The organism is Methanobrevibacter sp. DSM 116169 (genome assembly GCF_046197865.1).
Taxonomy (GTDB): domain Archaea; phylum Methanobacteriota; class Methanobacteria; order Methanobacteriales; family Methanobacteriaceae; genus JAHKLT01.
The window spans coordinates 361,021-387,982 of the sequence record NZ_CP166990.1 but is presented as its reverse complement, the minus strand read 5'-3'; the positions used below and the strand labels follow the sequence as shown (position 1 = coordinate 387,982).

30 protein-coding genes are annotated in these 26,962 nt (G+C 29.9%); 3 read left to right on the top strand and 27 right to left on the bottom strand.

Annotated elements, in window-relative coordinates; translation table 11 throughout:
- Position 1: 1 nt before the first annotated feature.
- The 13 genes from mtrH to mcrB form a co-directional block, all read right to left on the bottom strand.
- Positions 2 to 934: a tetrahydromethanopterin S-methyltransferase subunit H gene (gene mtrH, locus ACA134_RS01970; RefSeq protein ID WP_409200508.1), complete on the bottom strand. Its 933-nt coding sequence runs from the start codon at positions 932 to 934 to the stop codon at positions 2 to 4.
- 19 nt (positions 935 to 953) lie between these two features.
- On the bottom strand, positions 954 to 1,193 hold the full coding sequence (gene mtrG / locus ACA134_RS01965; RefSeq protein ID WP_409200507.1) for a tetrahydromethanopterin S-methyltransferase subunit MtrG: 240 nt from the start codon (positions 1,191 to 1,193) through the stop codon (positions 954 to 956).
- 11 nt (positions 1,194 to 1,204) lie between these two features.
- Positions 1,205 to 1,411: a tetrahydromethanopterin S-methyltransferase subunit F gene (locus ACA134_RS01960; protein WP_409200506.1), complete on the bottom strand. Its 207-nt coding sequence runs from the start codon at positions 1,409 to 1,411 to the stop codon at positions 1,205 to 1,207.
- 14 nt (positions 1,412 to 1,425) lie between these two features.
- Positions 1,426 to 2,142, bottom strand: a complete 717-nt coding sequence (mtrA, locus tag ACA134_RS01955) for a tetrahydromethanopterin S-methyltransferase subunit A (RefSeq protein ID WP_409200505.1) — start codon at positions 2,140 to 2,142, stop codon at positions 1,426 to 1,428.
- A complete protein-coding gene (locus tag ACA134_RS01950; protein WP_409200504.1) occupies positions 2,143 to 2,472 on the bottom strand; it encodes a tetrahydromethanopterin S-methyltransferase subunit B in 330 nt (109 codons plus the stop codon).
- Between the two features lie 2 nt (positions 2,473 to 2,474).
- Positions 2,475 to 3,296 carry a tetrahydromethanopterin S-methyltransferase subunit MtrC gene (gene mtrC, locus ACA134_RS01945; RefSeq protein ID WP_409200503.1) on the bottom strand — a complete coding sequence of 274 codons (822 nt, stop codon included), beginning with the start codon at positions 3,294 to 3,296 and terminating at the stop codon, positions 2,475 to 2,477.
- 1 nt (position 3,297) lies between these two features.
- Positions 3,298 to 3,999 carry a tetrahydromethanopterin S-methyltransferase subunit D gene (mtrD, locus tag ACA134_RS01940; protein ID WP_409200502.1) on the bottom strand — a complete coding sequence of 234 codons (702 nt, stop codon included), beginning with the start codon at positions 3,997 to 3,999 and terminating at the stop codon, positions 3,298 to 3,300.
- Between the two features lie 12 nt (positions 4,000 to 4,011).
- Positions 4,012 to 4,890 (bottom strand): tetrahydromethanopterin S-methyltransferase subunit E, encoded by an 879-nt coding sequence (mtrE, locus tag ACA134_RS01935; RefSeq protein ID WP_409200501.1) that lies wholly within the window; start codon positions 4,888 to 4,890, stop codon positions 4,012 to 4,014.
- 274 nt (positions 4,891 to 5,164) lie between these two features.
- Complete coding sequence (gene mcrA / locus ACA134_RS01930) at positions 5,165 to 6,820, bottom strand: coenzyme-B sulfoethylthiotransferase subunit alpha (protein WP_409200500.1); 1,656 nt, start codon at positions 6,818 to 6,820, stop codon at positions 5,165 to 5,167.
- 4 nt (positions 6,821 to 6,824) lie between these two features.
- A complete protein-coding gene (gene mcrG, locus ACA134_RS01925) occupies positions 6,825 to 7,583 on the bottom strand; it encodes a coenzyme-B sulfoethylthiotransferase subunit gamma (RefSeq protein WP_409200499.1) in 759 nt (252 codons plus the stop codon).
- A gap of 2 nt (positions 7,584 to 7,585) precedes the next feature.
- On the bottom strand, positions 7,586 to 8,182 hold the full coding sequence (gene mcrC / locus ACA134_RS01920) for a methyl-coenzyme M reductase I operon protein C (RefSeq protein ID WP_409200498.1): 597 nt from the start codon (positions 8,180 to 8,182) through the stop codon (positions 7,586 to 7,588).
- 1 nt (position 8,183) lies between these two features.
- Positions 8,184 to 8,636 (bottom strand): methyl-coenzyme M reductase operon protein D, encoded by a 453-nt coding sequence (gene mcrD, locus ACA134_RS01915; protein WP_409200497.1) that lies wholly within the window; start codon positions 8,634 to 8,636, stop codon positions 8,184 to 8,186.
- Positions 8,637 to 8,676: 40 nt separating this feature from the next.
- On the bottom strand, positions 8,677 to 10,008 hold the full coding sequence (gene mcrB / locus ACA134_RS01910; protein WP_409200496.1) for a coenzyme-B sulfoethylthiotransferase subunit beta: 1,332 nt from the start codon (positions 10,006 to 10,008) through the stop codon (positions 8,677 to 8,679).
- Between the two features lie 626 nt (positions 10,009 to 10,634).
- On the opposite strand from mcrB, the gene mmp10 reads away from it, so the two are divergent.
- A complete protein-coding gene (gene mmp10, locus ACA134_RS01905) occupies positions 10,635 to 11,882 on the top strand; it encodes a methyl coenzyme M reductase-arginine methyltransferase Mmp10 (RefSeq protein ID WP_409200495.1) in 1,248 nt (415 codons plus the stop codon).
- On the opposite strand, the gene ACA134_RS01900 is transcribed toward mmp10, so the two are convergent.
- The 5 genes from ACA134_RS01900 to psmB all read right to left on the bottom strand — a co-directional run bounded on the left by ACA134_RS01900 (position 11,879) and on the right by psmB (position 17,591).
- The gene (locus tag ACA134_RS01900) at positions 11,879 to 12,799 is read right to left on the bottom strand and encodes a methanogenesis marker 7 protein (protein ID WP_409200494.1); all 921 of its coding nucleotides are present in this window, start codon (positions 12,797 to 12,799) and stop codon (positions 11,879 to 11,881) included. The genes mmp10 and ACA134_RS01900 overlap by 4 nt on opposite strands.
- A 31-nt stretch (positions 12,800 to 12,830) precedes the next feature.
- On the bottom strand, positions 12,831 to 13,859 hold the full coding sequence (gene comC, locus ACA134_RS01895) for an L-sulfolactate dehydrogenase (RefSeq protein WP_409200493.1): 1,029 nt from the start codon (positions 13,857 to 13,859) through the stop codon (positions 12,831 to 12,833).
- A gap of 12 nt (positions 13,860 to 13,871) precedes the next feature.
- Positions 13,872 to 14,882 carry a phosphoribosylformylglycinamidine cyclo-ligase gene (purM, locus tag ACA134_RS01890; protein WP_409200492.1) on the bottom strand — a complete coding sequence of 337 codons (1,011 nt, stop codon included), beginning with the start codon at positions 14,880 to 14,882 and terminating at the stop codon, positions 13,872 to 13,874.
- 57 nt (positions 14,883 to 14,939) lie between these two features.
- Positions 14,940 to 16,847, bottom strand: coding sequence for a beta-CASP ribonuclease aCPSF1 (locus tag ACA134_RS01885; RefSeq protein ID WP_409200491.1), 1,908 nt, complete (start codon positions 16,845 to 16,847; stop codon positions 14,940 to 14,942).
- Between the two features lie 123 nt (positions 16,848 to 16,970).
- Positions 16,971 to 17,591 (bottom strand): archaeal proteasome endopeptidase complex subunit beta, encoded by a 621-nt coding sequence (gene psmB / locus ACA134_RS01880; RefSeq protein WP_409200490.1) that lies wholly within the window; start codon positions 17,589 to 17,591, stop codon positions 16,971 to 16,973.
- A 214-nt stretch (positions 17,592 to 17,805) separates the two neighbouring features.
- On the opposite strand from psmB, the gene ACA134_RS01875 reads away from it, so the two are divergent.
- Positions 17,806 to 18,543 (top strand): class I SAM-dependent methyltransferase, encoded by a 738-nt coding sequence (locus ACA134_RS01875; protein ID WP_409200489.1) that lies wholly within the window; start codon positions 17,806 to 17,808, stop codon positions 18,541 to 18,543.
- Here the strand turns inward: ACA134_RS01875 and cofG are convergent.
- From cofG to ACA134_RS01835, 8 genes are all read right to left on the bottom strand, one after another.
- Positions 18,536 to 19,624 (bottom strand): 7,8-didemethyl-8-hydroxy-5-deazariboflavin synthase subunit CofG, encoded by a 1,089-nt coding sequence (gene cofG, locus ACA134_RS01870; RefSeq protein ID WP_409200488.1) that lies wholly within the window; start codon positions 19,622 to 19,624, stop codon positions 18,536 to 18,538. The genes ACA134_RS01875 and cofG overlap by 8 nt on opposite strands.
- Before the next feature lie 10 nt (positions 19,625 to 19,634).
- Positions 19,635 to 20,075 carry a DUF2120 family protein gene (locus tag ACA134_RS01865; protein ID WP_409200487.1) on the bottom strand — a complete coding sequence of 147 codons (441 nt, stop codon included), beginning with the start codon at positions 20,073 to 20,075 and terminating at the stop codon, positions 19,635 to 19,637.
- Entirely contained in the window at positions 20,075 to 21,022 is a 948-nt protein-coding gene (gene mptA / locus ACA134_RS01860; RefSeq protein ID WP_409200486.1) for a GTP cyclohydrolase MptA, read from the bottom strand. Before mptA ends, ACA134_RS01865 begins: the two co-directional genes overlap by 1 nt.
- 61 nt (positions 21,023 to 21,083) lie before the next feature.
- A complete protein-coding gene (locus ACA134_RS01855) occupies positions 21,084 to 21,764 on the bottom strand; it encodes a DUF2100 domain-containing protein (RefSeq protein WP_409200485.1) in 681 nt (226 codons plus the stop codon).
- Between the two features lie 32 nt (positions 21,765 to 21,796).
- Positions 21,797 to 22,270, bottom strand: coding sequence for an Lrp/AsnC family transcriptional regulator (locus ACA134_RS01850; RefSeq protein WP_409200484.1), 474 nt, complete (start codon positions 22,268 to 22,270; stop codon positions 21,797 to 21,799).
- Positions 22,271 to 22,532: 262 nt separating this feature from the next.
- Positions 22,533 to 23,261 carry a DUF4013 domain-containing protein gene (locus ACA134_RS01845; protein ID WP_409200483.1) on the bottom strand — a complete coding sequence of 243 codons (729 nt, stop codon included), beginning with the start codon at positions 23,259 to 23,261 and terminating at the stop codon, positions 22,533 to 22,535.
- Positions 23,262 to 23,379: 118 nt separating this feature from the next.
- Positions 23,380 to 24,144 carry a DUF4013 domain-containing protein gene (locus ACA134_RS01840; RefSeq protein WP_409200482.1) on the bottom strand — a complete coding sequence of 255 codons (765 nt, stop codon included), beginning with the start codon at positions 24,142 to 24,144 and terminating at the stop codon, positions 23,380 to 23,382.
- Positions 24,145 to 24,235: 91 nt separating this feature from the next.
- Complete coding sequence (locus ACA134_RS01835; protein ID WP_409200481.1) at positions 24,236 to 25,420, bottom strand: tRNA (guanine(10)-N(2))-dimethyltransferase; 1,185 nt, start codon at positions 25,418 to 25,420, stop codon at positions 24,236 to 24,238.
- A gap of 77 nt (positions 25,421 to 25,497) precedes the next feature.
- Between ACA134_RS01835 and ACA134_RS01830 the strand changes: the two genes are divergently transcribed.
- Positions 25,498 to 26,604, top strand: a complete 1,107-nt coding sequence (locus ACA134_RS01830; protein WP_409200480.1) for a DegT/DnrJ/EryC1/StrS family aminotransferase — start codon at positions 25,498 to 25,500, stop codon at positions 26,602 to 26,604.
- Between the two features lie 8 nt (positions 26,605 to 26,612).
- Here the strand turns inward: ACA134_RS01830 and ACA134_RS01825 are convergent, their stop codons facing one another.
- The gene (locus ACA134_RS01825) at positions 26,613 to 26,915 is read right to left on the bottom strand and encodes an MTH1187 family thiamine-binding protein (RefSeq protein ID WP_409200479.1); all 303 of its coding nucleotides are present in this window, start codon (positions 26,913 to 26,915) and stop codon (positions 26,613 to 26,615) included.
- Positions 26,916 to 26,962 lie beyond the last annotated feature (47 nt).

Below are 26,962 nucleotides of genomic sequence, written 5' to 3'. Positions count from 1 at the left end.
ATTATACTAATTTATTAATAGGATGGTTTTCTACAGGTTCTGTTCCCATATCTTTAGCAGCTTCAGCTATGAAAATATCAGCCATAGCACAAGCAGGGAATGCAATATTTGCATTTTCAATTGGGCCAAAGAGTACGAAATCTCCACCAGTCATTTGTTGAACTAAGTTAGAACCAATATCACAAACAGGCCATGCTTCTTTGTGTTCTTTTTTGTATTCTCTTAACCAATCCCATGCAGAAGGAACATTGTGAATACCTGATCCAACAGGGAATCCCCATTTAGCTTTTTCTGCAAAAGTAGTTCTAGCAGCAATACCTGCACCTTGACCTAAAGGAGTAACAGCTGTATCCATTAAGAACTTTTCAATACCACAATCACGTGCAATATCAATTAAACCTTTATCAACTGCACCATCACCATGATCCCAAATACCAATTTTACCATCAACAGTAGCATTCATTGGATTAAATCCTAAAACAATAGAAGCAGAAACATCACATTCTTTGATAGCATCTAATTCTTCTTGTTCAGCAGCCATGTTAATTGAATTGTAAATAGCTCTTTCACTCATGCCAACTTCATCAGCATATTTAGCTCCAGCAACTCTAGCTTCTCCTGAAGTAGAATCTATAAGGAAAGGATAGTCACTAACTTCTCCTACAAATTCTAAGTATTTGACAATAGCTTCTTCAGTTTGTCCGAAAGTCTGAATTAAACATGGATTTCCAGTGACATCTGCCATTTCTTCCATAGTTTTAATAAGAGACTCAGCTTTATCTTTATCAAAAGTTCCCTTAAGTTCATCATCAATAATATTGTGTCCACCGTAAAAGATGGTTCCAGCTAAAACAGTCGGATATTCACCAGGTTGTCCACCAATTTCTACACCTGCGATATCTATGACTTCTTGTTCTTTATCAAACCTAAACATTTATAATCCTCCATTAGATTTAAAGTCCTAATAATGCTGCAATATTAAACTTAATAAATACAACTAAAATTATTAGCCCTAATATAATACCATATAAAATACCAACATCTCTTCCAGTCTGTTGACCTAAACGTTGATAATATTCCCCAACAGTAAATTCAACTTTTTCCTCAGCATCATCTAGTTTTTCAGAAATACTGTTAAATTCCTCATCAGAAACCATAACTTGAGGTATTGAATTGTTTTCTTCTTCGCTCATTTAAAACACCTCTAAAATCCTAATAACTTAGCAAGAGCAGGAATAATAACTACAAATAAGACTGCAATGAATAAACCTAAAGCAATACCAGTAAATCTAGTAGAAATTAAACCAGCAAAAAGTCTACCTTCTCTTCCAATGAGTTTTGACCTATAATCAATATTTTCAGAGACTTTTTTAATACCACGAACATTTGGTTTATTTGAAATTCTTACCATACTAAACACCTATCCTATAATATTATAAATAAAGTCCCGATAACCAAACTGAAAACAAGTCCAATCATTATTCCTTGAACTTTACCGGAATAATTACCTGCCATGTTTCTTTGAATAGCAGCAGCCATTTTAATTTGAGTATCAATATTTCTCATACGTGCTTCGATTAAAGCTGTTTCAGATGATACTGGGCGAATTTCTTCAGTATCTCCTTCATCATCTCCATCTTCATCAACAGAGATAGTCATAGCTTCTTCTTCAAAAGCACCAGGGTCTTTTTCAACACATTCGTTAATTTTTGATTGAATAGCTGAAATATCTTCAACATCAATCATGTTAATAACTTCTAATTGTTGTTGGAATCTTTCAACGCCTTCTAAAGGTACATTTTCAACAAAAGGAATTGCACCAGTAGCACCATTAATACTTTTCTTTTCAGGGTCACACCCATTTTCATGTAATGCAACAAAACTCTGACCAGTAATGTGTCCTTGTACTTCAGAACCACATAAAACTAAGAATCTAATATTTGGATTAGAAATAATATTAGCAACAACTTTTTCTACACCAAGATTTTCAGTTTTACAAGGGCCAACAATAGCAGCACCACTAATATCAGCTTCAATGTGTGAAGCTAAAGTTGTAGCAGCTACTGGGCTTTCTGGGTCTCCTACGATATAGTCCCCACTAATAACAGGCCATCCTTCTGCTGGTGATTTTTTATCAGCCATCTAAATAACCCCCAAACTTGCTAATAAAGGAATAGCAGCGAATAATATGAATAATCCAATTAAGAAACCATATACCATATTAGTAAGCATACCTGCAGTGCTATAAACACCTTCACGTCCAGGATAAGCACCAATAGGACTAGTATTTGGATCTAATGAATACATTAATTCGTCAGCAGCAGCTTCTATAGAAGCTACACCTTCATTTACGTCATCCATAGACAAAATAATCATGTCTTTTCCTAAAGAAGTTCCGATCATACCTGAAGCTGGATCAAGAGCTAGATTCATTTCAGGAACAATTTGAACCATAGGTAACATTTCAACCATATTTATTCCTCCACTTTAGGCCATAATCCAGCCCATTTAACAGATGCTGCAGCAGCATAAGATGCTTCAACAAAGCTTCTGAAGGATATAATCCAACCAATTAAACCAACAATAGTTATGATGAAACCAGGAGTTAATCCTACAACAACCATAGCTAAAAGTCCAGTAATAACCATTGATAAAAATCCAGTAGAAACAGCACATTTGAGTGTTCTAACTTGATCTTCATTAGGTCCTAAACAAGCATTAAATGGATGTTGGATTGCCATAGTACTCATGATAAAGAATAAAGCAATAAAACCAGGAGCAACAACTGCATCTAAAATAGCAGTATAATCATAACTACCTGCTAAAGCAGCAGAACATCCAAGAACGGATAATGATGCTGCACCAGCAATTTCTAAAGTACATCTTTCTAAAATAGGAATTTTCATACCAACAATCTTTTTAGCAATAACAGCTACAATTAATCCAATTAACATTGAGAAAATTAAAGCTATAACTGGTCCAAGAATTGTTAAACCTGCAAATATATCTGATGTAGTAATAGCAATACCTGCTAAAGTTCCGATGATTGCAATAGAAAGACACATGTAACCAATAGATGGTACACCAGTACCTAAACCATAACTTGCAACTCTACGAATAGCATCTGCACCCCATACAACAGCACAAACTGCACCTAATACTGGAAATATATTACCAATAACTGGAACAAAAGGAGTTAAATAAATTCCTAATAATCCACCAACAATACCCAATATTAAAAGGTGTGTAGAACTAATTGCAGAACCTGCAGGTCCTCCACTAGGTCCATGAGACATTTTAAATACCCCCGAGAATAATGAAAGCCAATACTCCTAAAATTATAGAAGCAATACCACATGCAATGATTCCAGTTCCAATTCTTTTAAATTTAGGATCGTGGACACCTTCAATTGTTCCACCAATATTATAAGAAGCAATAACTGAATTGATAAAGAAAACAGCAACTGAAAAAATAGCAGCAATACCGATAGCAACAATTTCATTAGAAGCGAAAACACTTCCTTTTGATGCTTGATCGACAGCAAAATAAATTAATCCACCACCAGCTCCTCCTAAGAGACCACCGATGATTCCACTTACATAACAAATAGTAGGTACTCCATGTCCTTCAGTACCTGCGGTTTTATATTTTTCTTGATTACGACCAGTAATTGGGTCAACTTCAATTTTTGATGCTGCAGGAACAATACCTACTCCAAAAACATAAATAAAGTTAGCAACGAGCATAGTAATACCCATCATCATCATTGCCCCAATAGCTCCGGCAATCATAACTATATAAACTGGTTGACCAGTCATAGATGCTGCAGTAACTAATCCAGTTAAACCTGCACCGGCCGCTAACATTGCAGTACCAGTACCTACACCAGTAGCTGTAGCCATAGCAGCAGGAGCGCCTCCAACAGGAATAAAATGCACACCAGCACCAATCATAATTCCACCAATAGCAACAGATAAAATTAAAAATAACGGATCCATAATGAAACCTCCTTAATCTTCCTCATATGGTCCAAATTTATTTCTTGCATAGCTTTCAAGTCTTTCATTGAATATAATTAACAAGACAACAATAACTGCACCAGCAATTAATCCACCAACGATTCCGAAAACAACAGTGATCCAGAAACTTAAAAATACGACTGCTCCGAAACAGAAACCAGTTAAAGGTCCGCCAAATTTAGCACAAAAGTTACCAACATCAATTGAGTTTTTTGCACCTATTGGAGCTTTAGTAACGATATCCCCTTGAATAGCTACAGGAGTACCTCCACCAAATTCGAATTTTTGATATTCACTTTCTGCACCGTAATGAACATCCCCAGTTGAAGATCCAATAGCCCCAATAGTAATACCCCAAAGCACAGCTAATAAAGGTAATGGGAAAACATGCAAAGCAGTTCCACTAATAGGAATAATCATCAAGTAAGACATACCTACTATACAAAAAGTAGTAATAAATCCATGTCCAGCAATAGGACCTAAAGATTGAGTCAACACATCCATGAAAAGAGGTTGTTCAAATTGAGATTGACCAACAATACGTCCCATATGAGATGTGATAGTATAAATAGAGTGAACAAATGCAGCGACAACAGATCCAATAGCAATAGCAATTAATGGTAAAACATTAACAGCAATTAAAATAAATGCAATAGATCCAGCTACACCACACCAAGTACCATAAGCGACAGGTTCACCAGAAGTCGCTTTATTAATCATTCTGTGTAAATGTCCCATTTGGGGAGCAAGCTGAACTTGTGAGTTAGGATTACTCTGAGAACCAATATCAGATTCTAAATCCTCAGCAGCACCAGCAATAGTAGCAGCAGCACCCATTAATGCAACAACACCTAATGTTACAGGGTCCATAATTTTTTTCCTCCTTAAATTTTATTAAATATATCATTTAATAAACGTGATAATTAATAATATTTAACTTATCTTAATATTATTAATATGAAACTAGTTTAACACTAGTTAATGTAATTATTTTTATTATTTATTATTTAAATGTATTGAAATTTGTAATTATTTGTAAATATGAAAATGTTATTAAATTGAGTAATAAAAACTTTTTTAATTATTTTAATATTAAAAATAAAAAGAAAAGATAATAAAGAAAACTTTATTATCTAGAATCTAATTATTTAGCTGGAGTAATAACAGTTCTTTCTCCAGAAGGTTCAAATTCTCTTAATGCACCTTTAGCAAATTCTGCACGAGGTTTGCTGAAGTCAAATATTAAGTTTTTATCAGCAAATGCAATTTTTACTAATGGATTGAATGCGAATGCATCTCCACGAGCTGCGTGAGGAGCTTGGGAAATACCTGCGTATTCACCTTGGTGCCCTACATTCATTGCGTAATTAGGGTAGTTAGGACCTCTCATTTCAAGTGGTAAACCTTCATCATTTCTGATGGAGAATACATTAGCTGCACCACATTGATCTTGTAAATCGTAACCATAGAAACCTAATCTAGAATGTTGTTCTTTGTGTAAGTACATAGCTAAGTACCATGCGCTTAAACCAGTTTGTGCATTTCCAGTAGCGAATGCTGTTGAACAACCAGCAGCTGCGGAAACAACAGAAGCTCTTTGGGATCCACCGAATTGTGTTTCGAGTAAAGCTGGATATTCTTCGTATTGTTCTAAGGAGTAGAAAGTAACTTCTGTACCAACATCTAAAACTGTATCCATGTTGTTAGGAGCAGAACATAAATCACCATATTTGTCTTCTACATAATCTTTACCATAGTAAGTAAAGTCATCTAAGACATTATCAGTATATGCTGCAGTAGCATATTGAGTGAATCCTACACCACCAGACATGTAAGAACCTAACCAAATTTGATCGTAAAGTGCTGCAGATAAAGCTACAACATCTAAAGAAGTACGGACAGGATCATCAGGGTTTACTCTGGAAGATTGACAAATATCAGCCATGAAACCAAATGGAATTCCACCTAATTCATTTTCTGCTCTTGCTCTTCTAACAGGTAAATAAGTACCCATGTGAATAACTTCTGCGTGTTTTGATGCGTAAGCGAAATCACCAGTAGCTCCTTCACCAGCACACTGATTGTATGCAGAAATCATTGACATACCAATTTGCATAGCAGACCATCTAGAAGTGGTACCACCATCACAAACTCTACCAACAATACCAGGAATTCTAACAGCTTGCCAAATACTACTACCAACTTCACCTTTTAAAACTTCAGCTTGTTCAGCATTGAACTCTTTGTTAATATCTAAAACAAATGCTTTGTCAACTTCATCAGCTAACTCATCATCACCAGTAAAGATTTTAACATAACTGTCAGAAACTATTAAAGGATCAGTTTCTACCATGTGTTCTTGTACAACTGCAGCACCAGGCATAGCATGGTTTACAGTTTCTAAGTATTCAGTGATAGTTTCAGGGGTAACTTCAATACCTAATCTTTTTTCAAGAACATTATGTGCAGTGTTTAAACCTACAATAACAGTTTTCCTAATATCATCCCAAGCTTGTTGGATAGCTGCGTTGTTGACAAAGTGTAAATCGTCACCTTCAACATAAGTATCAGTGGTTGATACTTGGTAAGACATTAAAGCTCTTTGACCTAATGGGCTTCCAACGTCAGGATTGTACATTGGAACTCCTCTTTTAGCAGCTATTTCTTTACCTTCTTTTGCAAACTCGGTTTTTCTTTCAGATTGTTTCCAACCACCCATGTTGTAAAAAGTAGTTCTTGTTTCATCAGGAGCTTCTTTGAACTTCTTTTTCATTGCTTCTAAGAATTTTTTATCAGCCATATTATTACCATCCTATTTCTGGATTATATGCTCCGAATGATCTAGTAACGTGTATTTTTTGTAAAACTTCTACAGCGTCTTTATCATCCTTATATGCTTCACCATCTATTCTGTAAATAGTGGTTTTTGCTTTTAATGTTTCTTCGTCTAATGGTTCACCTAATATAACAGGTTCATCTAATTCACGACCAATTTGATCTTTAACCATTTCGACATTTCCAGTATCTTTATTGAAGATTTGTCTTCTAAGCATATCAAACATTAAACCGTTTTCATCGAGTCTTAAAGAGTGTCCGTGTACACTTTTACCTCTAATACCAGTTCTTGCGGTATCGAAGTATTCGGATTCTAAAAGTTCTTTAGAAATACGTTCAACATCTCTTTCTCTTGCTTCAATAACTTGTCTTCCAGATAAAGTACCGGTATCTACACCTCTATATCTGTTCAAGTAAGATCTAGCTCTTAAAAATGGTTGAGCAGGTGCAAAATACATTGAATCAACAAATTGAATATATCTTACTCTGTCTCCTGCTTTAGCACCATCAATAGGGGTAACTAATTCTCTTACAACATCGTCAGGCTCATCCATTTCATCTAATGGAGGGTGAACACTTTTATATTCTTCACCTGGAGCTCTGTGACCTAATATTTTTACTACGTCTTCATCAGAGATTTCTCTTAACTTTTCTAACTCATAAGTTGGGTCAGTAAAATTTCTTCTGTTTTGAGCAACCTGAGAAGTACCTGGATAAAATTGTGCCATAATCATGCATCTCCTAATGCTAATTTAACTTTTCTAATAATCTCATCTAATTTATCTTGAGGAGCAGTTTCTCCACGAATAACACCATTAATAGTGTTTACAATAATTCCTTGAGTTTTAACATCTTCAGGCATAACTTTAGATGTTTTAACTCCAATTCTTGCAAAATCTTCCCAATCAACAGGATATTCGCATATAATAACAAACGGTTTATTTACATTCCTTAAGATTAATCTAGCTTTATATATAATATGATTTTTAACTCCACCCAAATGAACAACAAGAAGTTTAAATTTATTCATTTGATCGATTTCTTTTTCGGTCAAACCAAATAAACTACCTCCCCCTGCAGCAGGGGCATCATGAGGAACACCAGCACCAGAGTTTAATACCATAGTACTAGTTAAAATGTTAGCTTCACGTAAAGCAAAAGTAATTTCACAAACAGGTTTTGTAATGTGTCTACGACCTGGAGACATTGCAACTGCTAAGACATCGGTGCCACATTCGGCAAATGTGCCTCGTTGAGCAATTCCTCCTCCATCACCCATACCTCTTGTTTCCCTACAATCTACAACGTGAGTACATCTTCCAATCATATTAATCTAAATCATCTTTTCTTAAAATTGAAACATTATCATCAAACTTAGAGTACTGATCAGTCATCCCAATTAATTCATCAGGTAACTCAGCATCTCCATATTTAATATTATCAGAAACAGTTCGTTGTTTCCTAATATAATTAGCTTTGTTTTGATTAATTTCAAATCCAAAAGGAATATATTTTTCGCAAATCTTTTCTATTTCATCAATAGTTGATTCCATAGTCAATTCAACAAAAATTCTACCAGTTTTAACTTTTAATGTAATATCATTTCCATTTACATGAATAACCTTACGTTCTCTATATTGAGGAGGTAAAGTTTCTTCATTTGGAAATCTAGGACCTTGTATAACAGTTCTTTTAACGTCGTCAAGAGATTCTAAATCATTTAAGATTTTTTCTGTTGTATCCGAACCTAGAACTCTCATTGGAAATATTTCAATATCCATTATTAAACCTCATTGATAAATACAGAATAAATTAATAAAATTAGATGTCACCTTTAATTTCATCAGCTGCTAAAGCAACATATTTGAGAGGTTCTCTAAATTCATCTACTTTACTGTATACCTCTTTAATTAATCCAGAAGTTTTTTCTGGAGAGAACAATTGTGTACCTGCATCTAAACACATAGCTGCAGCAACACAAGGAATACAGAATCCTTTACTGTGTCTGGTTACAACGTGGTTACCATTAAAGAGACCTGGGCCTCCTCCACCGTAAATTGAGTGACTGAAGAATGAAAATCCTACAGCAACCCCTTCAGCTCTACCGAAGTCGAGACTTGGTAAACCAGTTGCGAATTCAATATTATCATTGAAGTATAATAAAGTTGAAGGTACACCTTGAGCAGCACGAGCTGCACCAATGTTTACCATAGTAGCAGCAGTAGCACCTGCAGCAGCATATGCATTCCATTTAGCTGCATCATCAGTATCATACATAGTGAATCCGTTTAAGTCTTTTTGGGAAGCGATAATTTTATCTGCTTCAGCTTTTGCAATGGTATCTTGAACAATAGATCCAACGGTTCCTTCAGCGTTATCTTTTACTAATTCATAAACCATATTGTCTGCGTTCATACCTTGGTAAGCAAGACCTAATAAATGCATTCTTTCAAAAGCACCGACAGCATCTCCCATTTCAAACATAGCAGTTTGTTCGAAGATAGATGCTAAAGCAGTAGCTTGGAAACTGTTTTTTAAAGTAGCAGCTGCAAAGTGGTTAGCTCCAACATTTCTTAATGCATAACCTGCACCTTCGAGTTTTTGTGGAATATCTAACATAGTAGCAATATTACCGCCCATATAATCAACAGATTGTGGGTATCTTCCTAAAATTGCTGCTTTTACATAATTTGCATTGTAAATATCTACTTCGTCGTAAAGATCAATAATAGATTGTACTAAAGCAGTAGAAGTAGCTAATGTTGCAACAGAATATTCAGCTGCAGCATCAATTCTTTTTGTAGGTACTTGTACCAACAATCTTTTACCGCCTGAAATAGCTTCTACTTTTGTATCGTCACCTTCAGATATTTGAATCATAGATTTTAAAGATGCAGCAATTGCATCTGCATTACCTACAATATCAAGATCTAATTCTCTTCCTAAGATCTTAGATTTAGCTCCACCGACAGAACCAGTTTTGACAGCGCTTTCTATGCCCTCTAAGTTCACAGCTACAGTTCTTTTAACACCAGTAATGATGTTCTGAATTGCAGAATTTCTAAGTGGACTTAAAGCTTCAATAGGAACATTAGAAGCAGCTAATGAACCTCTATCGTCGTATAAATCGACCTTATCATCAAATTTTGCCATTTTTTCCCTCCTAAATAAATAGAATGTTATAATATACCGCCCAAAGATGAATAAGAATTTTTAATTCATATTTGAGAAAGCTACAAAGCAAGTTATTGCAATATCCAGCCATATGGTATACAAATTTTATTTTAATAAAGATATAATATAAATATTATTTTTAGAAACAATTAGAAAAGCTTATAAATAATGACCAAATCACGATTTTTTAAGATAATGAGTGAAAAAAGTAATACTTAGGAAACTTTCATTATAGGTGTTTTAGATTAAAATAATTAAATTAATTTAATTAAAATGATTAAATAATCTGATTTGAAATTATAATTAAAAAATAATAAAAATTAAAATATTTTGTTGAAAATCCAGCATTATTAAAGATAATAAAAAATTAAATGAACAATTTAAAGAAATAGTGATTAATAGACGAAGAAAAATAATGAGAAAATAAAAAATAATGAAAAAAATAGAAATAATATATTAAAATCACCAAATTATTGATAATTATATATCGTAATAATTTTTGTATAAAAAATTATTATTTTTTAGAAAAATTAATTAGCATTTTATCATTAAAAAATAATAAAAATAAAATAAATTTTTATAGAATAATATACAAAAAACTAGTTATGCAAATTGTAGCTGATATTGGTGGAATACCAGGAAAAGATTGTGATGGTTTCTGCAAATATTGTTATTTTAAAAAAGTCCAAGAAATGAAAACATTTGGTTGTTCCAATTGCCTTCCTGGAAAAATAGGTTGTGAAAGATGCACAAAAGGGGTTAGTGAACAAGTAGGAGAATTTAAAACACCATTTGAGGTAATCACCTCTGTTCAAAACACATTAATGATGAGCCCACATAGTGGTGATGTAAAAGCAAATATTACTGGTGGAGGAGATGTTAGTTGTTACCCTTATTTAGAAGATATAACACAAGGATTAAATCAATTATCTCTTCCAATTCATTTAGGATATACTAGTGGAAAAGGAATTAAAGATGTAAAAATTGGTTCTAAATTAATAAATAATGGTGTTGATGAGGTAACATTTACTATTTTTGCAAATGATGCTAACTTAAGAAAAGAATGGATTAGAGATTCTACTCCAGAAGTTTCATTAGATATATGTAAACTCTTTGCAGAAAATACAGAATTGCATGCTGCATCAGTAATAATACCTGGAGTAAATGATGGAGATATTTTAAGAAATACTTGTGAATCATTAGAAAACTGGGGAGCTGAAGCATTAATCTTAATGAGATTTGCAAATACTTTTAATGAAGGATTAATTTTAGGAAATGAACCTTTACTTAAAGATCATGAATCACAAACAGTAGAAGAATTTGAAGAATTAGTAAAAAGAATAAATTCAGAATATAATCTTAGAGTAACTGGAACTCCTGTGTGTGATCCCGAAACTGGTGCGCCTTTTGCAATTAGTAAAAAAGAAAATGAAGTGTTTTTACAATTTATTCAAGAAATAACTGGTGAAGCTACAATAATTTCATCAAAAATAGCTAGTCCTTATTTAACTAAAGTATTTAATAAAATTAGTGATGATAATGTTAATGTTGTACCAGTTGAAAAAGAAATAGCTTGTTTAATTACAAAAGAAGATTTAGAAGCTATTGATTTATCTGATTTAAAGGAAAGTGTAATATTGCCTGGTAGATCCTTTGTTCATCAAATAGATGCTGAGGAAATACTTTGTGCTGATGGAGTAGATAGAGTAATTGGTAGAGGTCCTGATACATTAAGTGTTGATGGAGAACTAAGTGGTACTTTAACTGATGAAAATGTTATTGAAAGAGAATTAGAACAATTTAATCAATTAGTTGAAGCTATTAACTTCTTTGGAATGAAAAAAATAAATTAGGAGTTCTCTACTAAAGAACTTTCATTATATATTTTAACTAAAATATAATCATACATTAGAGATTTTTTAATATCTGCAATGTCTTTTAATTTTTTATTATCTACTACAACATTTTCAATATCTTCATGATATTTATCATAGTCAAGTTTAACTCTTACACCATCTAATTGACTTGTTACAGGAGTAGGAGAAATAGAATCTTTAATTGCAGGAATTTGATTTTCTATAGCATTTTTAACAATAATTGGTGGTACAAGCGGAGGATCATTAATTAATTCCCTTTTTTTATTATTTAAAACATCTTCAACAACTTCAACCAATTTTTTTAATGCCCTAATATCATTACCTCGACGTAATCTACGAGGAATTCTTCCTAAATTATCTACATAAGCATCTACACTAGGCATCTCATCAAGTGCAATTTCAGGAGCACCAGTTACAACAACTGGAATATCAATATCATCATATAAAAAAGACTTATCTAAAATACATTGTTTAAAACTGCCTAATGCAAAAATAGCTAAATCGTGTTCTTCAATAAGTTTTTTTTCATCTTCAGTAATTCCTGCAGTTCCTTTACCATCACCTCGTGCTAGACCAATCATATTGTCTTTAGCACCAAATTTACGTAAGTATTCTGAAATATCACAAGCAGAATGAGGAAGGTGGTGTCTTGCAAGAGTTGGTGAAACAATAGCTATTTCACATCCTGCCATAGGAGCAGATGTTAACTTAGCAAGGAGTTCTTTTGATTTTTCTTCAATTTTTTCTACATCATCTAATGGAACTGCCATATTTATGACTAGTTCAGATTGTAAAATATTTTCTTGGAGAATAATTCCTCCTAAATCTTCTATGAGTTCTTTAAGCTCATCACTTTTATGAACTCCTCCTGTAAAAGTTAATGTTTCATACATCTACAATCACCTATTTTAAAAAAATATATAATTAATTTTCTAAATATTCATCTAAATCTATATCTAATTCATCACAAATTTCTTTTAATTGATCATATAATTTAGAATCAATATTTATTCCAACTTTTTCAGCTTCAGCAATTCTTGTAACTTCTAAATCTCCAGGAACAAAAGTGTTTCCACAATCTCTAACTTCAGATACGAAATCTTCAACTTCTGATGTAAAAGTACCGAAATCAACAAATTTAGAAGGATCAATAGCTATAAATAAATCCCCTTTTGTACAAGGTTCATTAACATTAGCAGTTCCAGTAACTTTAGCACCATATTCTGCACTTACAAGAGGTCCAGCCATTAATTCTATCATGAAAGCAAGCCCATATCCTTTATGCATACCAAAAGGTAAAATTGAACCTTCGAGTGCTTTTGTTGGATCTGTTGTAGGATTACCTTCTTTATCTAATGCCATATTAGGAGGAATTGGTTCACCTTTTCTTTTACATTCTAATAATTTACCCCTAGCAGTAGCAGAAGTAGCCATGTCTAATGCAATATAAGTTTTATCAGCAGGAATTCCAATAGCTAAAGGATTAGTACCTAATAATGGTTTACTAGCACCTAAAGGAGCCATAGCAGGCTCAGTATTAGCCATTACAATACCAATTACATCATCTCTAATAGCTAAATCAGAATAATATCCAGTTACACCAAAATGATTAGCATTATGAGTACCTACACAACCAATACCTACTTCTTTAGCTTTTTTAATAGCTAATTTCATTGCTTTATATGCAATTGCTTGACCAAACCCATTATTCCCATTAATGAGCGCAATAGCTGGAGTTTCTTTTTCAATAGTTATATCATCTTTAAGAGAGATATTTTTATTTGCAATTCCTTCAATATATTGTTTAAATCTGCCTAATCCATGTGATGTAAAACCTTTTAAATCAGCATCTAAAGTAGCTTCAGCAACAATCTTACAATCTTCTTCATTAACTCCCAAATTAGTTAATATTTCCTTTACAAGTTTGTATTCATTTTTACTTGAAATCTTCATTAATATCTCTCCCTAATATTCAATTTCTTTTCCTTCAAAGGTTTTAATTAAAATTTTATTTTCAGAAATTACATTTCCTATTTTATAAGCATTATCTAAATGATTTAATATATCATCAACATCTTTACTATCAGCTATAATAACAAAGCCAATTCCCATATTAAATACTTTATACATTTCTTCTATAGAAATGCCTTGATTATATATTAATTTAAATATTTCATGAGGTTCAGGTAAATTATTTATATTAAAACCAACACCATCTTTAAGGCGATTTAAATTAGTAAATCCTCCACCAGTAATATGAGCTAAACCTTTAATATTAAAATCCTTTTTTAATAAACTAACAATAGGTTCAACATATATTTCTGTAGGTTTAAGTAATTCTTCACCAATAGTTAAATCAGAATTAGGCATTTTATCATTAATATCAAATCCACCTTTATCAAGAATAGCTTTTCTAGCTAAACTTAAACCATTACTGTGGATTCCATTACTTTTAATACCTATTAAAACATCATCAGAACTTATATTCTCACCAGTAATGATTTTATCAACATCTACAAATCCAATACCAGTTCCTGCTAAATCTAGGCCATTGATAATATCAGGTAAGGAAGCTGTTTCACCACCAATAATAGATATTTTAGATAATTCTGCACCTTTTACAAGGCCATCAGCTATTTCAGCTGCAGTTTCAGGATTAGGAGTTTCAACAGCCAAATAATCTACTAAAGCAATTGGTTCTGCTCCAACACATAAAATATCATTTACAACCATCGCAATACAATCAATACCAATTGTATCATATTTATCAAGCATTTCAGCTATTAAAATTTTACTACCTACACCATCAGTACTCATAGCTATAGCTTTATCGCCTAAACGAACTAATGCAGCATAATGACCACTATCAGTGATAATATCTCTAAATTTGAGAGTTGACTTAAGTTTTGATGCTATTTTAGAAACAGTATCTTCTTCTAAACTAATATCAACACCAGATTGTGAATATGTAACCATTGACACACCTTTCTTTTTTTTATAATAATATATGTAAGTTATAATTTAATTATTTTCTTATTGAATACGAGTACTATCTAAATTAATTGGAGTTTTAGTTTCAATTTTAAAACTTCTATGAATACTAGAAGCTAAATCTACTGCCTTATAAGGATCACCATGGCAAGTAATAACCTTTTCAGGTTTAGGATTTAACCTTTTTACATATTCCATTAATTGACGTCTATTTGAATGTCCACTAAATCCATTGATTGTTTTAATTTCCATTTTAACATTAAATACTTTAGTTTTTCCTTCATCTTGGAGAGGAACTTCTTTCCATCCTTTTTGAATCCTACGCCCTAAAGATCCTTCGGACTGATAACCAACAAAGATTAAAGTATTTCTTTCATCTTCAGATAACCATTTAAAGTATTCAACAGAATTACCTCCAGTTAACATACCAGAAGTAGATAATATAATAGAAGGTTCACCTTCAACCAGTTCCATTCTTTGATTAATATTTTGAACTTTATGAAATGCATCAGAAATAAAAGGATTTCTACCCATATGGAATATTTGATCTCTTAAATCTTTACTTAAATATTCTGGACGAGCAGTATGAATAGCTGTAGCTTCCCAAATCATACCATCAATGTATATAGGTACCTCATCAATCATACCATGACGCATATATTCTTCTAAAACAACCATTAATTCTTGAGCTCTTCCAACTGCAAAAACTGGTACTAAAACTTTTCCGCCTCTTTTTAAAGTTTTATAGATTGTTTTCATCATTTCCTTTTCAGCTGAATTTCTTGAAGGTTGTACATCTTCATGACCACCATAAGTACTTTCCATAATAACAGTTTCAGCACGAGGGAATCTATTAGTTGCAGGTTCTAAAAGCCTGCTTCTTTCATATTTAAAATCTCCAGTATAAACTAAATTATGTTGACCATCACCAATATGCATATGACTCATTGCAGAACCTAAAATATGTCCCGCATTATGGAATGTTAATCTAATATCAGGAGAAATATCAGTTACTTCACCATAATCTAAAGTAATAGTATGTTTGATACTTTTTTGAACATGTTTAACATTAAAAGGTAAAGGATTATCTTCTCTGTGAGCAATATCAATATAATCTAATTGTAATAATGTCATTAAATCTCTTGTAGGAGTAGTACAGAAAACTGGCCCCTCATATCCATAATGATATAAATAAGGTAAAAATCCACAGTGATCTAAGTGAGCATGAGAAATAATTACTGCATCCAACTCATCAATAGAAAATTCCGGAACATTAAGATAAGGATAAGATCCTTTATCATCAGGAGCTGCTACATTAACACCACAATCTAATAAAACTCTACTATTTGGTGTTTGTAAAAGCATACAAGATCTTCCAACTTCTTTAAAACCACCCATAGAAGTTACTCTTGCCCAATCGCTCTCATATTTAGTTCCTTGATGAATTCTTCTTCCTAATTCTTGTAAAGTCTTTTTCCTTTCTTTACTATTATTTTTTAAAATAGTTCTAACTTTACCTATGATTTCAGATGAAATAGGAGGAGTTCTTAAAATTTTTGGAGCCCAACCAGTATTTTTTACAACCTTTCTTGAGGTAGCTCCATATTTACCTATAACAAGACCTGGTTTTTTAGCTTCTATTACAACCTCACAAGTAATATCATCAAAATAAATATTTGTAATTTCTGCTCCTTCAGGAACAATTTCATGAATTTTATCAATGGTCTTCTCAGGATCTAACAAAACAGATTTATCAGAACGAATAATAATTCTTTTTCTAATATCTTTTGCTAAATTTCTAATAAGGTCTCCATTTTCTGTTATTATTTCTGGATTTTTAGTATAAATAACTACTTCTGGACCTTCAAATTCAACTTTGGCCACTTGTGCATCATCAGGTAGTTTTTTCATTATTGTTTTTTTTGTATCTTCTAGTATCTCTGAGGTCATATAATCCCTTCAAAAAATAAGTATATAAAAATAGTATTAACCTAAAAAAGATAATATTTAAAATAAGTTTTTAAAATAAAATTAGTTAAGTAATACAATAAAAAAAAGTAAAAAAAATAGAATTTATAAATTCATATTTTTCAATCTTTCCTCGACTTCTTCATTATCTAACATTTTAAAGCCATTTTCATCAACTTTAGCAACTAAATATCCGTTTCCAGAATAAGTGTCACGTTCTGTTGCTGATTTGATAGATCTAATAGCTAAATCAATTCCTTCATCCACATCAATATCTTCATGGAACCTATCTTCTAAAACACCATATGCAAAGGTTGAACCAGATCCAGTTGAAATAAAAGTATCTTTAATCATACCTCCTGCAGGGTCTAATGAATATATTGCAGGTCCTTTCTCATCAACACCACCAAGTAATGTTTGTACATACATTGGATTAGAACTTAAAATATTTGCAGCTAATGATCCTGCTGCTTCTATATTAATAGGTGCTCCATTTCTCATTCTATATAATGATACTTCAGCACTAATAATTTTCATTAAATTTTGTGCACCAGCAACTGATCCAGCAATTGTGGTTGCAATATGATCATCTATTTTGAAAATCTTTTCAGCTACTTTATGAGCCACTAAATTGCCCATACTAGCTCTTCTTTCACTTGCAAATACAACTCCATCTTTGCAGGTTATTCCTACTGTAGTTGTACCTTCTAATATTTTATCTTTCATATAATCCACCTCGTGTAAATTACCATAAAGCGTAATAATTAATTAATTTAATATTCAAATAAGCTATTGTTATAATAAAAAAATAATAAATTTTATTAAAATCAGAATCAAATGTTAGTTTTTTTACTAACTAATCTTATTATATATTCTTAACTATATATAATCTTTTCTATTAATTTATAATTATAATTATTTTTTAAAGGGAAAATCGAAAATGAAGTGGAAAAAAATAGGAAAAATCTTAATTTTGGATAAAAAAGAAGAAAATTTATCTGAAGAATATTTAGATGAATTATTATTAAAAAATAATGCAGAATCAATAATTCAAATAAATAATATACAAGGAACAAAAAGACAACCTATTATTAAACTTTTAAAAGGTTCTAATACAGAAACAATTCATAAAGAAAATGGATGCTTATTTAAATTAGATTTATCTAAAGTTATGTGGTCTAAAGGAAATACTAATGAAAGACTTAGAATTGCAAAAGAAGTTAAAGAAAATGAAACAATATTAGATATGTTTGCAGGTATAGGTTATTTTTCAATTCCTATTGGAGTTCACTCAAAAGCAAGTGAAATTTACTCCATTGAAATTAATCCAGAATCTTATAGCTATTTAAAAGAAAATATTAAGTTAAATAATTTAAGTAATGTAGAAGCTATTCTTGGAGACTCTAAAATAGAATCTAATAATTTTAAAGTAGATAGAGTATTAATGGGATATGTTAAAACTACACATTATTATCTTGAATCTGGCATTAATAGTTTAAAAAAAGGAGGAATAATTCATTATCATGAAACTGTTCCAGATAAATTAATAGAAAGTCGTCCTTTTGATAGAATTAAAAAAATAGCTAATGATAGAGAGGTTGAATTAATTAATATTCAAAAAATTAAAAAATATTCTCCAGGAGTTAGTCATATTGTAGTTGATGCAAGAATTAATTAAATTTGCCTAAAAGATCTTCATCTAACCATTCATTATTAATATATTTATCATAAATAGCTAATCTTTCTTTTAAAACATATCCTGCATCAATAGTTAATTTTTCTAGATAATCTAAAGTAGGCCATGGAGAATCAGGATTTACATAATCTTTTGATAAAGGAGATACTCCTCCCCAGTCATCACATCCACATAATAAAAATATTTGAGAAGTATTATAGTTTAAATTTGGTGGTACTTGAATAGAAATATCACTGTTTTTAAAAATAAATTTAGCAAGAGCTACAGTACGTATCATATCAAAAAGACTTGGTTCAGAGTAATTTTCCATAGCTATTCCAGGTACAGGAGTGAAATTTTGAATAATAATCTCTTGAATATGACCATATTTATCTGAGATTTTTTTAATTTCAAGTAAGGAATCAACAATTTCTTCTTTTGTTTCCCCTATACCAATTAATATTCCTGTAGTATAAGGTATTTTAAGTTTGCCTGCATTAGATATTGTTTCTAATCTTAAATTTGGATCTTTACCAGGACTTTTTACGTGTGCTATAGTATCCATTAAACGATTAGATGAATTTTCTAACATTAAACCCATAGAAACATTAACACTTTTAAGTTTTTCTAAATCATCAAATGAAAAATTTCCACCATTAGTATGAGGAAGTAAATTAGTTTCATTTAAAGTTGACTTACATATATCATAAATATAATCGACCATATTAGAATATCCTAATTCATTAAGTTTATTTTTAACAATTTCATTAGAATCTGCATCTTCACCAAATGCAAAAAGTGCTTCCTTACAACCATATTTTTCAGCTTCTTTTAAAATAGAAAGAATTTCTTCTTTATTTTTTAATATGATTGCATTTTCATCTGTAGCTTCTTTTTTAAAACTACAATAACCACAGTCATTTTTACAAACTTCAGTTAAAGGTATAAAAACATTTTTAGAATAAGTAATTTCTTTTTTAAAATCAATAGATTTTATTAAGTTAAATATCTCAATAAAATCCTTACCTTTAATATTTAAAAAATCTATTAAAGATTGTTTATCATCAATAGAAATATTAATCATTTTTAATCAGCTATTTACCATTATCACATATTGTAACTTCAACATATAGTGGGCCAATACCAGATCTATCTTTCCATATAGCTATTACTGCATTGGAATGTTTTAAAGCAAAAATTTTAAATTCAGTTTGAAGACCCATAGTTTCTAAATCATTTTTCATTCTCATAAATCCATTTGCATCAACTGAACCTGAAATTTCCATACTATTTCTTAAAATTTCATCCATTTCATTTAAAATATCTTTTGCCTCATTAGAGATTGGATCTACTTCCTTACCACCAATTATTTTTCCAACTTCGTCGAGTTTAGATTCCATTTCATCTAAAGGAAAATTTTGCCTAGATTGACTTCTAACAACTAAAAGTTTATCTACATTTAATGCTGGCCTTGATCCTTTAAAACTTTCAAAAAAATCCATTACTTTAGAAGCAGTTTTATGTAATTGAACCATTAGTCATCACTTTTTATATTTAATTCTTCTTTTAATTCTTTCATTGTAGTGTTTTTCTCAGCATAAGCATTATGTCTGTGAATACTTTCTTCATTTATTTGTTTTGCAGTAATAACCGTATCATCAGGTAAATGATAAAAGTTTTCAAGAATTCCTTCCATCATATTTCTAACACAATCTTCAACAAAAACAGGTTTTTCATGAGCATTCATAACAACAGCGTTCTCGTCAGGACGTTTTAAAAGTTCATACACTGGAGAACTCATTGCCTTTTCAACAATGGACATAATATCTTCTGCTTTAATAACCTCGTTTTCAGGAACTTCAATTAAGAGAGTACCAATTCCTCTTTGATTATGAGAAGCAAAAGTTACAGTATTTAATACTTTTTCAGTAGTTTGCTCATCTAAAAATTCTAATAGCTTAGATTTATCTGCTTCTTTAACAGATTCTTGAGCACAAGGACAAACAGTCATTCCAATAACTTCAGCACCAATCATTTTTTGGATTTTTATTTGACCATCTTCCCTGTAACCTATAGCTTTTGCTTTAAGTTTTGAAACTTCTTGTGTTTTGTTTTTTGTTGCTGGAGATTCCCTAATATGCATATAATCGGAAGTCATATGAACTTCAACACGTTTAGCATATTCGTGTTTTTGCATCATCTTATTAACAATTTCAGCACAGATAGTTTCTACTTCAAGAGCCGAATTTTTAGTCACGTCTTCCATAACTTCACTAATAGCTTCAGGACTTCTTGACATGTGAATGCCTTTTTGATCATTTGGTAAATCTACAAATGCATCAAAAGTAGGTAATAAAATTATAGGTCTTTTATTAATTCTTTCAATCCTAAGTAATTTTTTTACACCAGTAACACCAACTCTATTTAATTCAATGGGAATTCTAGGAGTGTCATCTTGTGTATCTGGAAAACAAACATTCATATTAAAACCTCTTTCTTAATAATTATTAATTAAAAATAAATAAAAAAATAAAATTGTAAAATTAGCTATTTTCAACAATTTCTTTAAGTTCTTCTTCAGTTAAATCCTTTAAATTATCCCTTAGATATGTTTTAGCATCATACATCTTTTCAGATCTTTTTCGGAGCAAATTTCCATTAATATCTTTTTCAGCTAATACAATGATTTTTGAAGGATTTAATGATGATTTTTTACGATCTATGTCATTATGCACATGTTCGATTTTTTTCTCAATGCCTTTTAAAGCTGCATCAGGAATTTGGGGATTAATTTCTTTCATGTCCTCTATTAAAAGAGGAGTGTCTGCAACAATAATTCTTTGAACATCTACACCTAATTTTTTAAGTGATTTTTTAAAATTATTTTTTGTAGTTAAAAAAAGAATATTAGATGTTATTTCATCTATATTAATTTCATCTATTTCTTTATTTAATACATTAAAATTCATTAACTGAGCATCAATAGAATTTCTTGCATCTATTAAAATATCTGTATATTTAACAGCATCTTCTTTAGAGAGAAAATGATCAGGTAATGCATTAAAAATAAATTCTTCAGATTTTATAATATTTTTTAATGTAGATTCTGATAATTTAACATCAATATTTCCAGAATCTGCCTCATTAAAAAATATTCCATTATTAGATTTTTTTGTTGCTTTATGAATTAAATCTTGTGCTTGTTTCATTCTCATATCGTTCATAGCATCATCTTTTAGATTTAATCCTCAATTAATTATAAAATATTAGATGAACCCATATCTTCTTTTACAACATCTAATACTGTTTGAGTGTATGTTCTTTCAATAATAGGGTCTTTTAATAATTCTTTAATAAATGTATTTAATTCATCAGTATCTTTGAATTTAGCTATTAAAAATGCATCATATTCACCAGTAACATCATAAATACCAACTACATTTTTATTAAAAGAAGTTTTATCTTCCCAATTTTTGAGTTTACCACCTTTTACTCTTACACCAATAATTGTTGTAAGAACAAAGCCAAGTTTTCTGTGATCAATAACAGGTGAAAATTTTTTTATTACACCAGATTTGACCATTTTATCAATACGGTTATGAACTGTACCAACAGAAACATCTAAACTACGAGAAATTTGTCTATAAGAAGTCCTGACGTCTTCATTTATAATTTTAAGGATATTCACATCTGTGTCATCTAATTTTATAATATCGTCTTTTTTGTTCATATTTTATACACCTTGAATTTGATTAAAAAAATATATTTAATCTAATTAAATTATTATATAGATTATTTCTTTTTTATTATTTAAAAAGTTAATGTTTTTTAAATTTTTCTTAAAAAATTTTATTAATTAATAGAAGTTCCGGTATTTATAAGAATTTTGTTAAAAATAAGATATCCCTTAATTTTAATATCTAACAATGAAATTATTCTAAATAAAAATAGCTATGAAAATTAAAAAATGTTTAAAAGATGATTAAATTTAATCATCTTTCAGCGTATAATAAACCTAAAGCTCTATTAGTAAATAAAGAAAAGTATGGTGCAACTAATAACGATATAAGGAATGTTATAACTATTAAAAGATATGGGATAAATGCAGCTAAAACAAAAATCACCATTAAAATGATAAATACTGCTATTCCAATCAATATTAATAATAATGCCCATGTTATTAAATTACCAATACCTATTGTATTAATATCTTCCCAAACTTCTTTAAGATTTAAAGCTTCACCAATACTACCAGTATCAGCAAGTCTAGCATAAGAAATTAATGCAAAAAGAGCTATAGCAATAACAAGTATAAGTGCTATAATACCAAAAATAGCAACTAAAATTCCACTTACCTCACTAGAAAATACAATTAAAAAGCCAAATACCATTAGTAAAATCACATAAATTATAGCATAAACAATATTAACAACTAAATATTTTAAACCATCAATAATGTTATTACTTAAATCGATTTCAGGTAAAGAATCATTTGATTCAATAGTTGACTTTAAATCGCTGACCAAATAACCGCTAACAAAAATTCCCAATATTATACCAATAATACCTCCGAATATAGGTAAGAAAGGTTGTGTTGAGTCTAATGATCCACCAGTAGAAATTAATTCTGGTATTAATAATAAAACACCCAATATTAAAACTATTTTCCAATTTTGACTTGGATACTTCAAAGCATCTTTAAAAATTTCTGTAAAATTCATGTTTTCACTCCATCTTAATATATTATATAAACTGTAAAATAATGTTTATACATTATTATATTTAAATTGAATTAAATTGAATTAATTAAAAAAAAATATAAAATAAAGATGATTAAATTTAATCATCTTTTTCAAGATATAATAAACCTATAGCTCTGTTTTCAAATAATGAAATAAATGGTGTAAATAGCAATATTATACCTAATGCAATAATTGCTGCAAAAATAATTGTTAAAATTTCTACATAAGATACAATTAGTAAAATTTCTATAGCTACAACAAATATTACTAATAACATTAAACCAATAAAAACTGAGAGCAATATTACCCATGAAAGTAAATTAAGTTTACCAATTGCTTCTATATCATTCCATACTTCTTTGAAATTTAAAGCTTCTCCAATACTACCAGTATCAGCAAATCTAGGATAAGATATTGTAGAAAAGAATGCTACTGCAATAATTGATAATAAAGCAAGAATAGCAAAAAGAAATACTAATGCTGGAATTTGTAAATACACTGCAAATACATAAGCTAATAATATAAATAATATAAGTAAAACTATCATAATAATAGCATAAACAAGTTGAATAACGAAATATTTTATTCCATCAATGAAATTATTTTTTATATCAAATTCTGGCATTTCATCATTTAAATCTAAAGTGGACTTTAAATCACTAACTAAGTAACCACTGACAAAAATAGATATTATGAAAGTGAGTATTGATAAAATAATTCCTAATGGTGCATTTTCAGTATCGACAACTCTTAAACCTGATACTATTTGTGAAGCTAAAAGTAAAACTCCTAATATTAAAAGTATTTTTATATTTTTAGATGGATATGTAATTGCATCTTTAAAAATTTCTGTTAAATTCATATTTTCACTCCTTTAAATATGTCATATAAACGACATTAATGATTTTATTTCTTATTATATTTAAATATGAATAAAAATAAGTTTAAAGAATTTATTCAGAAATAGCTAGTTTTTTAACAATATTTTTTAGTGTTTCAGCAGATGCATTTGTTTTAATACCTAATGGATTATAATGAGTTTTAATAGCTAAATATCCTTCTTTTTCAAGCCCTTTCAAAATTAAATCAAACTTAGGAGCACTGATTTTTAAAACTTTACAGACAACATGAATGTCATAGAAAGTAACTGGTGCATTTGCTTCATCCATACATTGATTTAAAAGTTTTAAAACTCTGTCTTTAGTATTAAGTTTTTTATTATCTGAAATAGCTATCATAGAACTTATAAAGTTTTTATTTTGTATATCTCCAAGCCATAATGGTCCTGCATGAATTAATTTTTCACCACATTCATCACATTTATCTTTTAAAGAACTAGCTATTCCATAATTGATTTCCCTGTGAATACAGTGTTTACAATGACTAATATAACCAATATTTTTTAAAGATTCATCAGCTTCTTTTGATCCTTTTTTAACATTAATATATAACCTCATATAATGTTCACTACTATGAGTTAATTTAATTTCCATATATTTTTTGTATTTAGCTAGTGTTAAAGCTACAAATCCTGCTAATATCCTTATACCTGTTTCATGACAATATTCACTTTTATAAGGTTTAGCATTGTATTTGCGAATACAAGGTTCCTTATAAGTACCACAAAGAGCTGATGTATCTGTAGCTGTAACACATAAAAGAGAGTTTTTCTTAATAGAATAGCTTGCAGAATCTATAAAAAAACTTGGTGTTCCAAATGGATCAATATCAATTATATCAAATTCTCCTCTGTGAAGTCTAAGATGAACATTAGCTTCTTCTTGATAAATTTCAATGTTTTCAAGTTTATTTTCCTTAATATTAATTTCTTCAAATTCATTAGCTAAACTACTTATATCATTGATAGCTACATCTTGAACTCCATCAATTTCTTTTTTATATCTAACTCCTCTGATTCCACTTCCACCAAACAAATCACAGATGTTAATATCTTCTTTAAGTTCTTTTTGAAATGTTTGAAGAGCTAAAATAGAAATATCTCTATTAAATTCCATTTTTGGATTATAAAATACAGGAGCACTAGCTGATACTTTATCAAATTCTGGAAATTTAATAATAGTTAATCCTTCCTCAATTTCTTTTAAATCATTTTCATCATATTCAAAGGATTCATCCATTTTATCACTAATATTATATTTTTAAATAATATTAAATAAATATTATTAATAAATGAATTAATAAAGAGTGGTTAATTATGGAAGATAATAAAGTTTCAATTGCTAATCCAAATATAGGTAAAGAAGAAATAGAAGGAGTTTTAAATGTATTGAAATCCGGGATGATTGCACAAGGCCCTAAAGTAGAAGAGTTTGAAAAGAAATTTGCATCCTGGATAGGTAGTGAATATGCAATAGCTACAAATTCTGGAACATCTGCATTACATACAGCTCTTTTATGTTGCGGAATTGGAAAAGGAGATGAAGTAATAACTAGTCCTTTTACTTTTATTGCATCAGGTAATTCTATAGTTTATACTGGTGGAAAACCTATTTTTGCAGATATTACTCTTGATACATATAATATAGATCCAAATCAAATTGAAACACTTATAACTGATAAAACTAAAGCTATTATGCCTGTTCATTTATATGGTCAGCCAGCTAAAATGGATGAAATTAAAGAAATAGCAGATAAACACGATTTATATATTGTTGAAGATGCAGCACAAGCTCATGGAGCTAAATTTAATAATAAATGTGTAGGAGATATTGGAGATTTAGGTTGTTTTAGTTTTTATCCTACTAAAAACATGACAACAAGTGAAGGAGGAATTATAACAACTAATAATGAAGAGTTTTATGAATTAGCTAAAAAAATAAGAGCTCATGGTGCAAGTGAAAGATATTACCATGATATGATTGGATATAACTACAGAATGACAGATATTGCTGCAGCTATAGGTATTGCACAAATGGATAAAATTGAAGAATTTAACATGTCAAGAAATAAAAATGCTAATTACTTAAATGATGGTTTAAAAGACATTGAAGGAATTAAAACTCCGTTTTTACAAGAAAATACTACTCATGTATATCATCAATATACGATTTTTATAGAAAATGGTAAAAGAGATGAATATGTTGAATTTTTAAATCAAAACGGAATTGGAACTGGAATCCATTATCCAATTCCTCTTTATAATCAACCAATTTATAAAGAATTAGAAATTGGTGGATCTTGTAAAAATGCAGAAGAAGCTGCAAGCAAAGTTATTTCACTTCCAGTTCATCCATCACTTAGTGAAAATGATTTAAATAGAGTTATTGAAGTTGTAAAAGAAGCATCTAATAAGTTTTCTTAAAATACTTATTATTTCATTAAATCATTTACAGTTTTTACTTTATCTGTAAGTGATCTTTTTTCATCTCTTCTATCATCTATTTTTATTACAGTATATACTCTATTAACTCCTTTTTTAAAAACTGCTTCTTGTGCATCAGCAATTGCAGAGTATAAATCATTTAAATTTTCAGCTTCTAATTGTGTTCCCATAGCTGTTAGTTCATAATTTAATCCAGAATTTTTAATTGATTCAACAGCAACAGTTACATATTCACGTATATTTATATCATTGTGTCCAATAGGAACAATTCCAAAATCAGCAGTAATCATGTATTAATATTATATTTAATAAAATATAAATTTTATTTTAAGTGGTA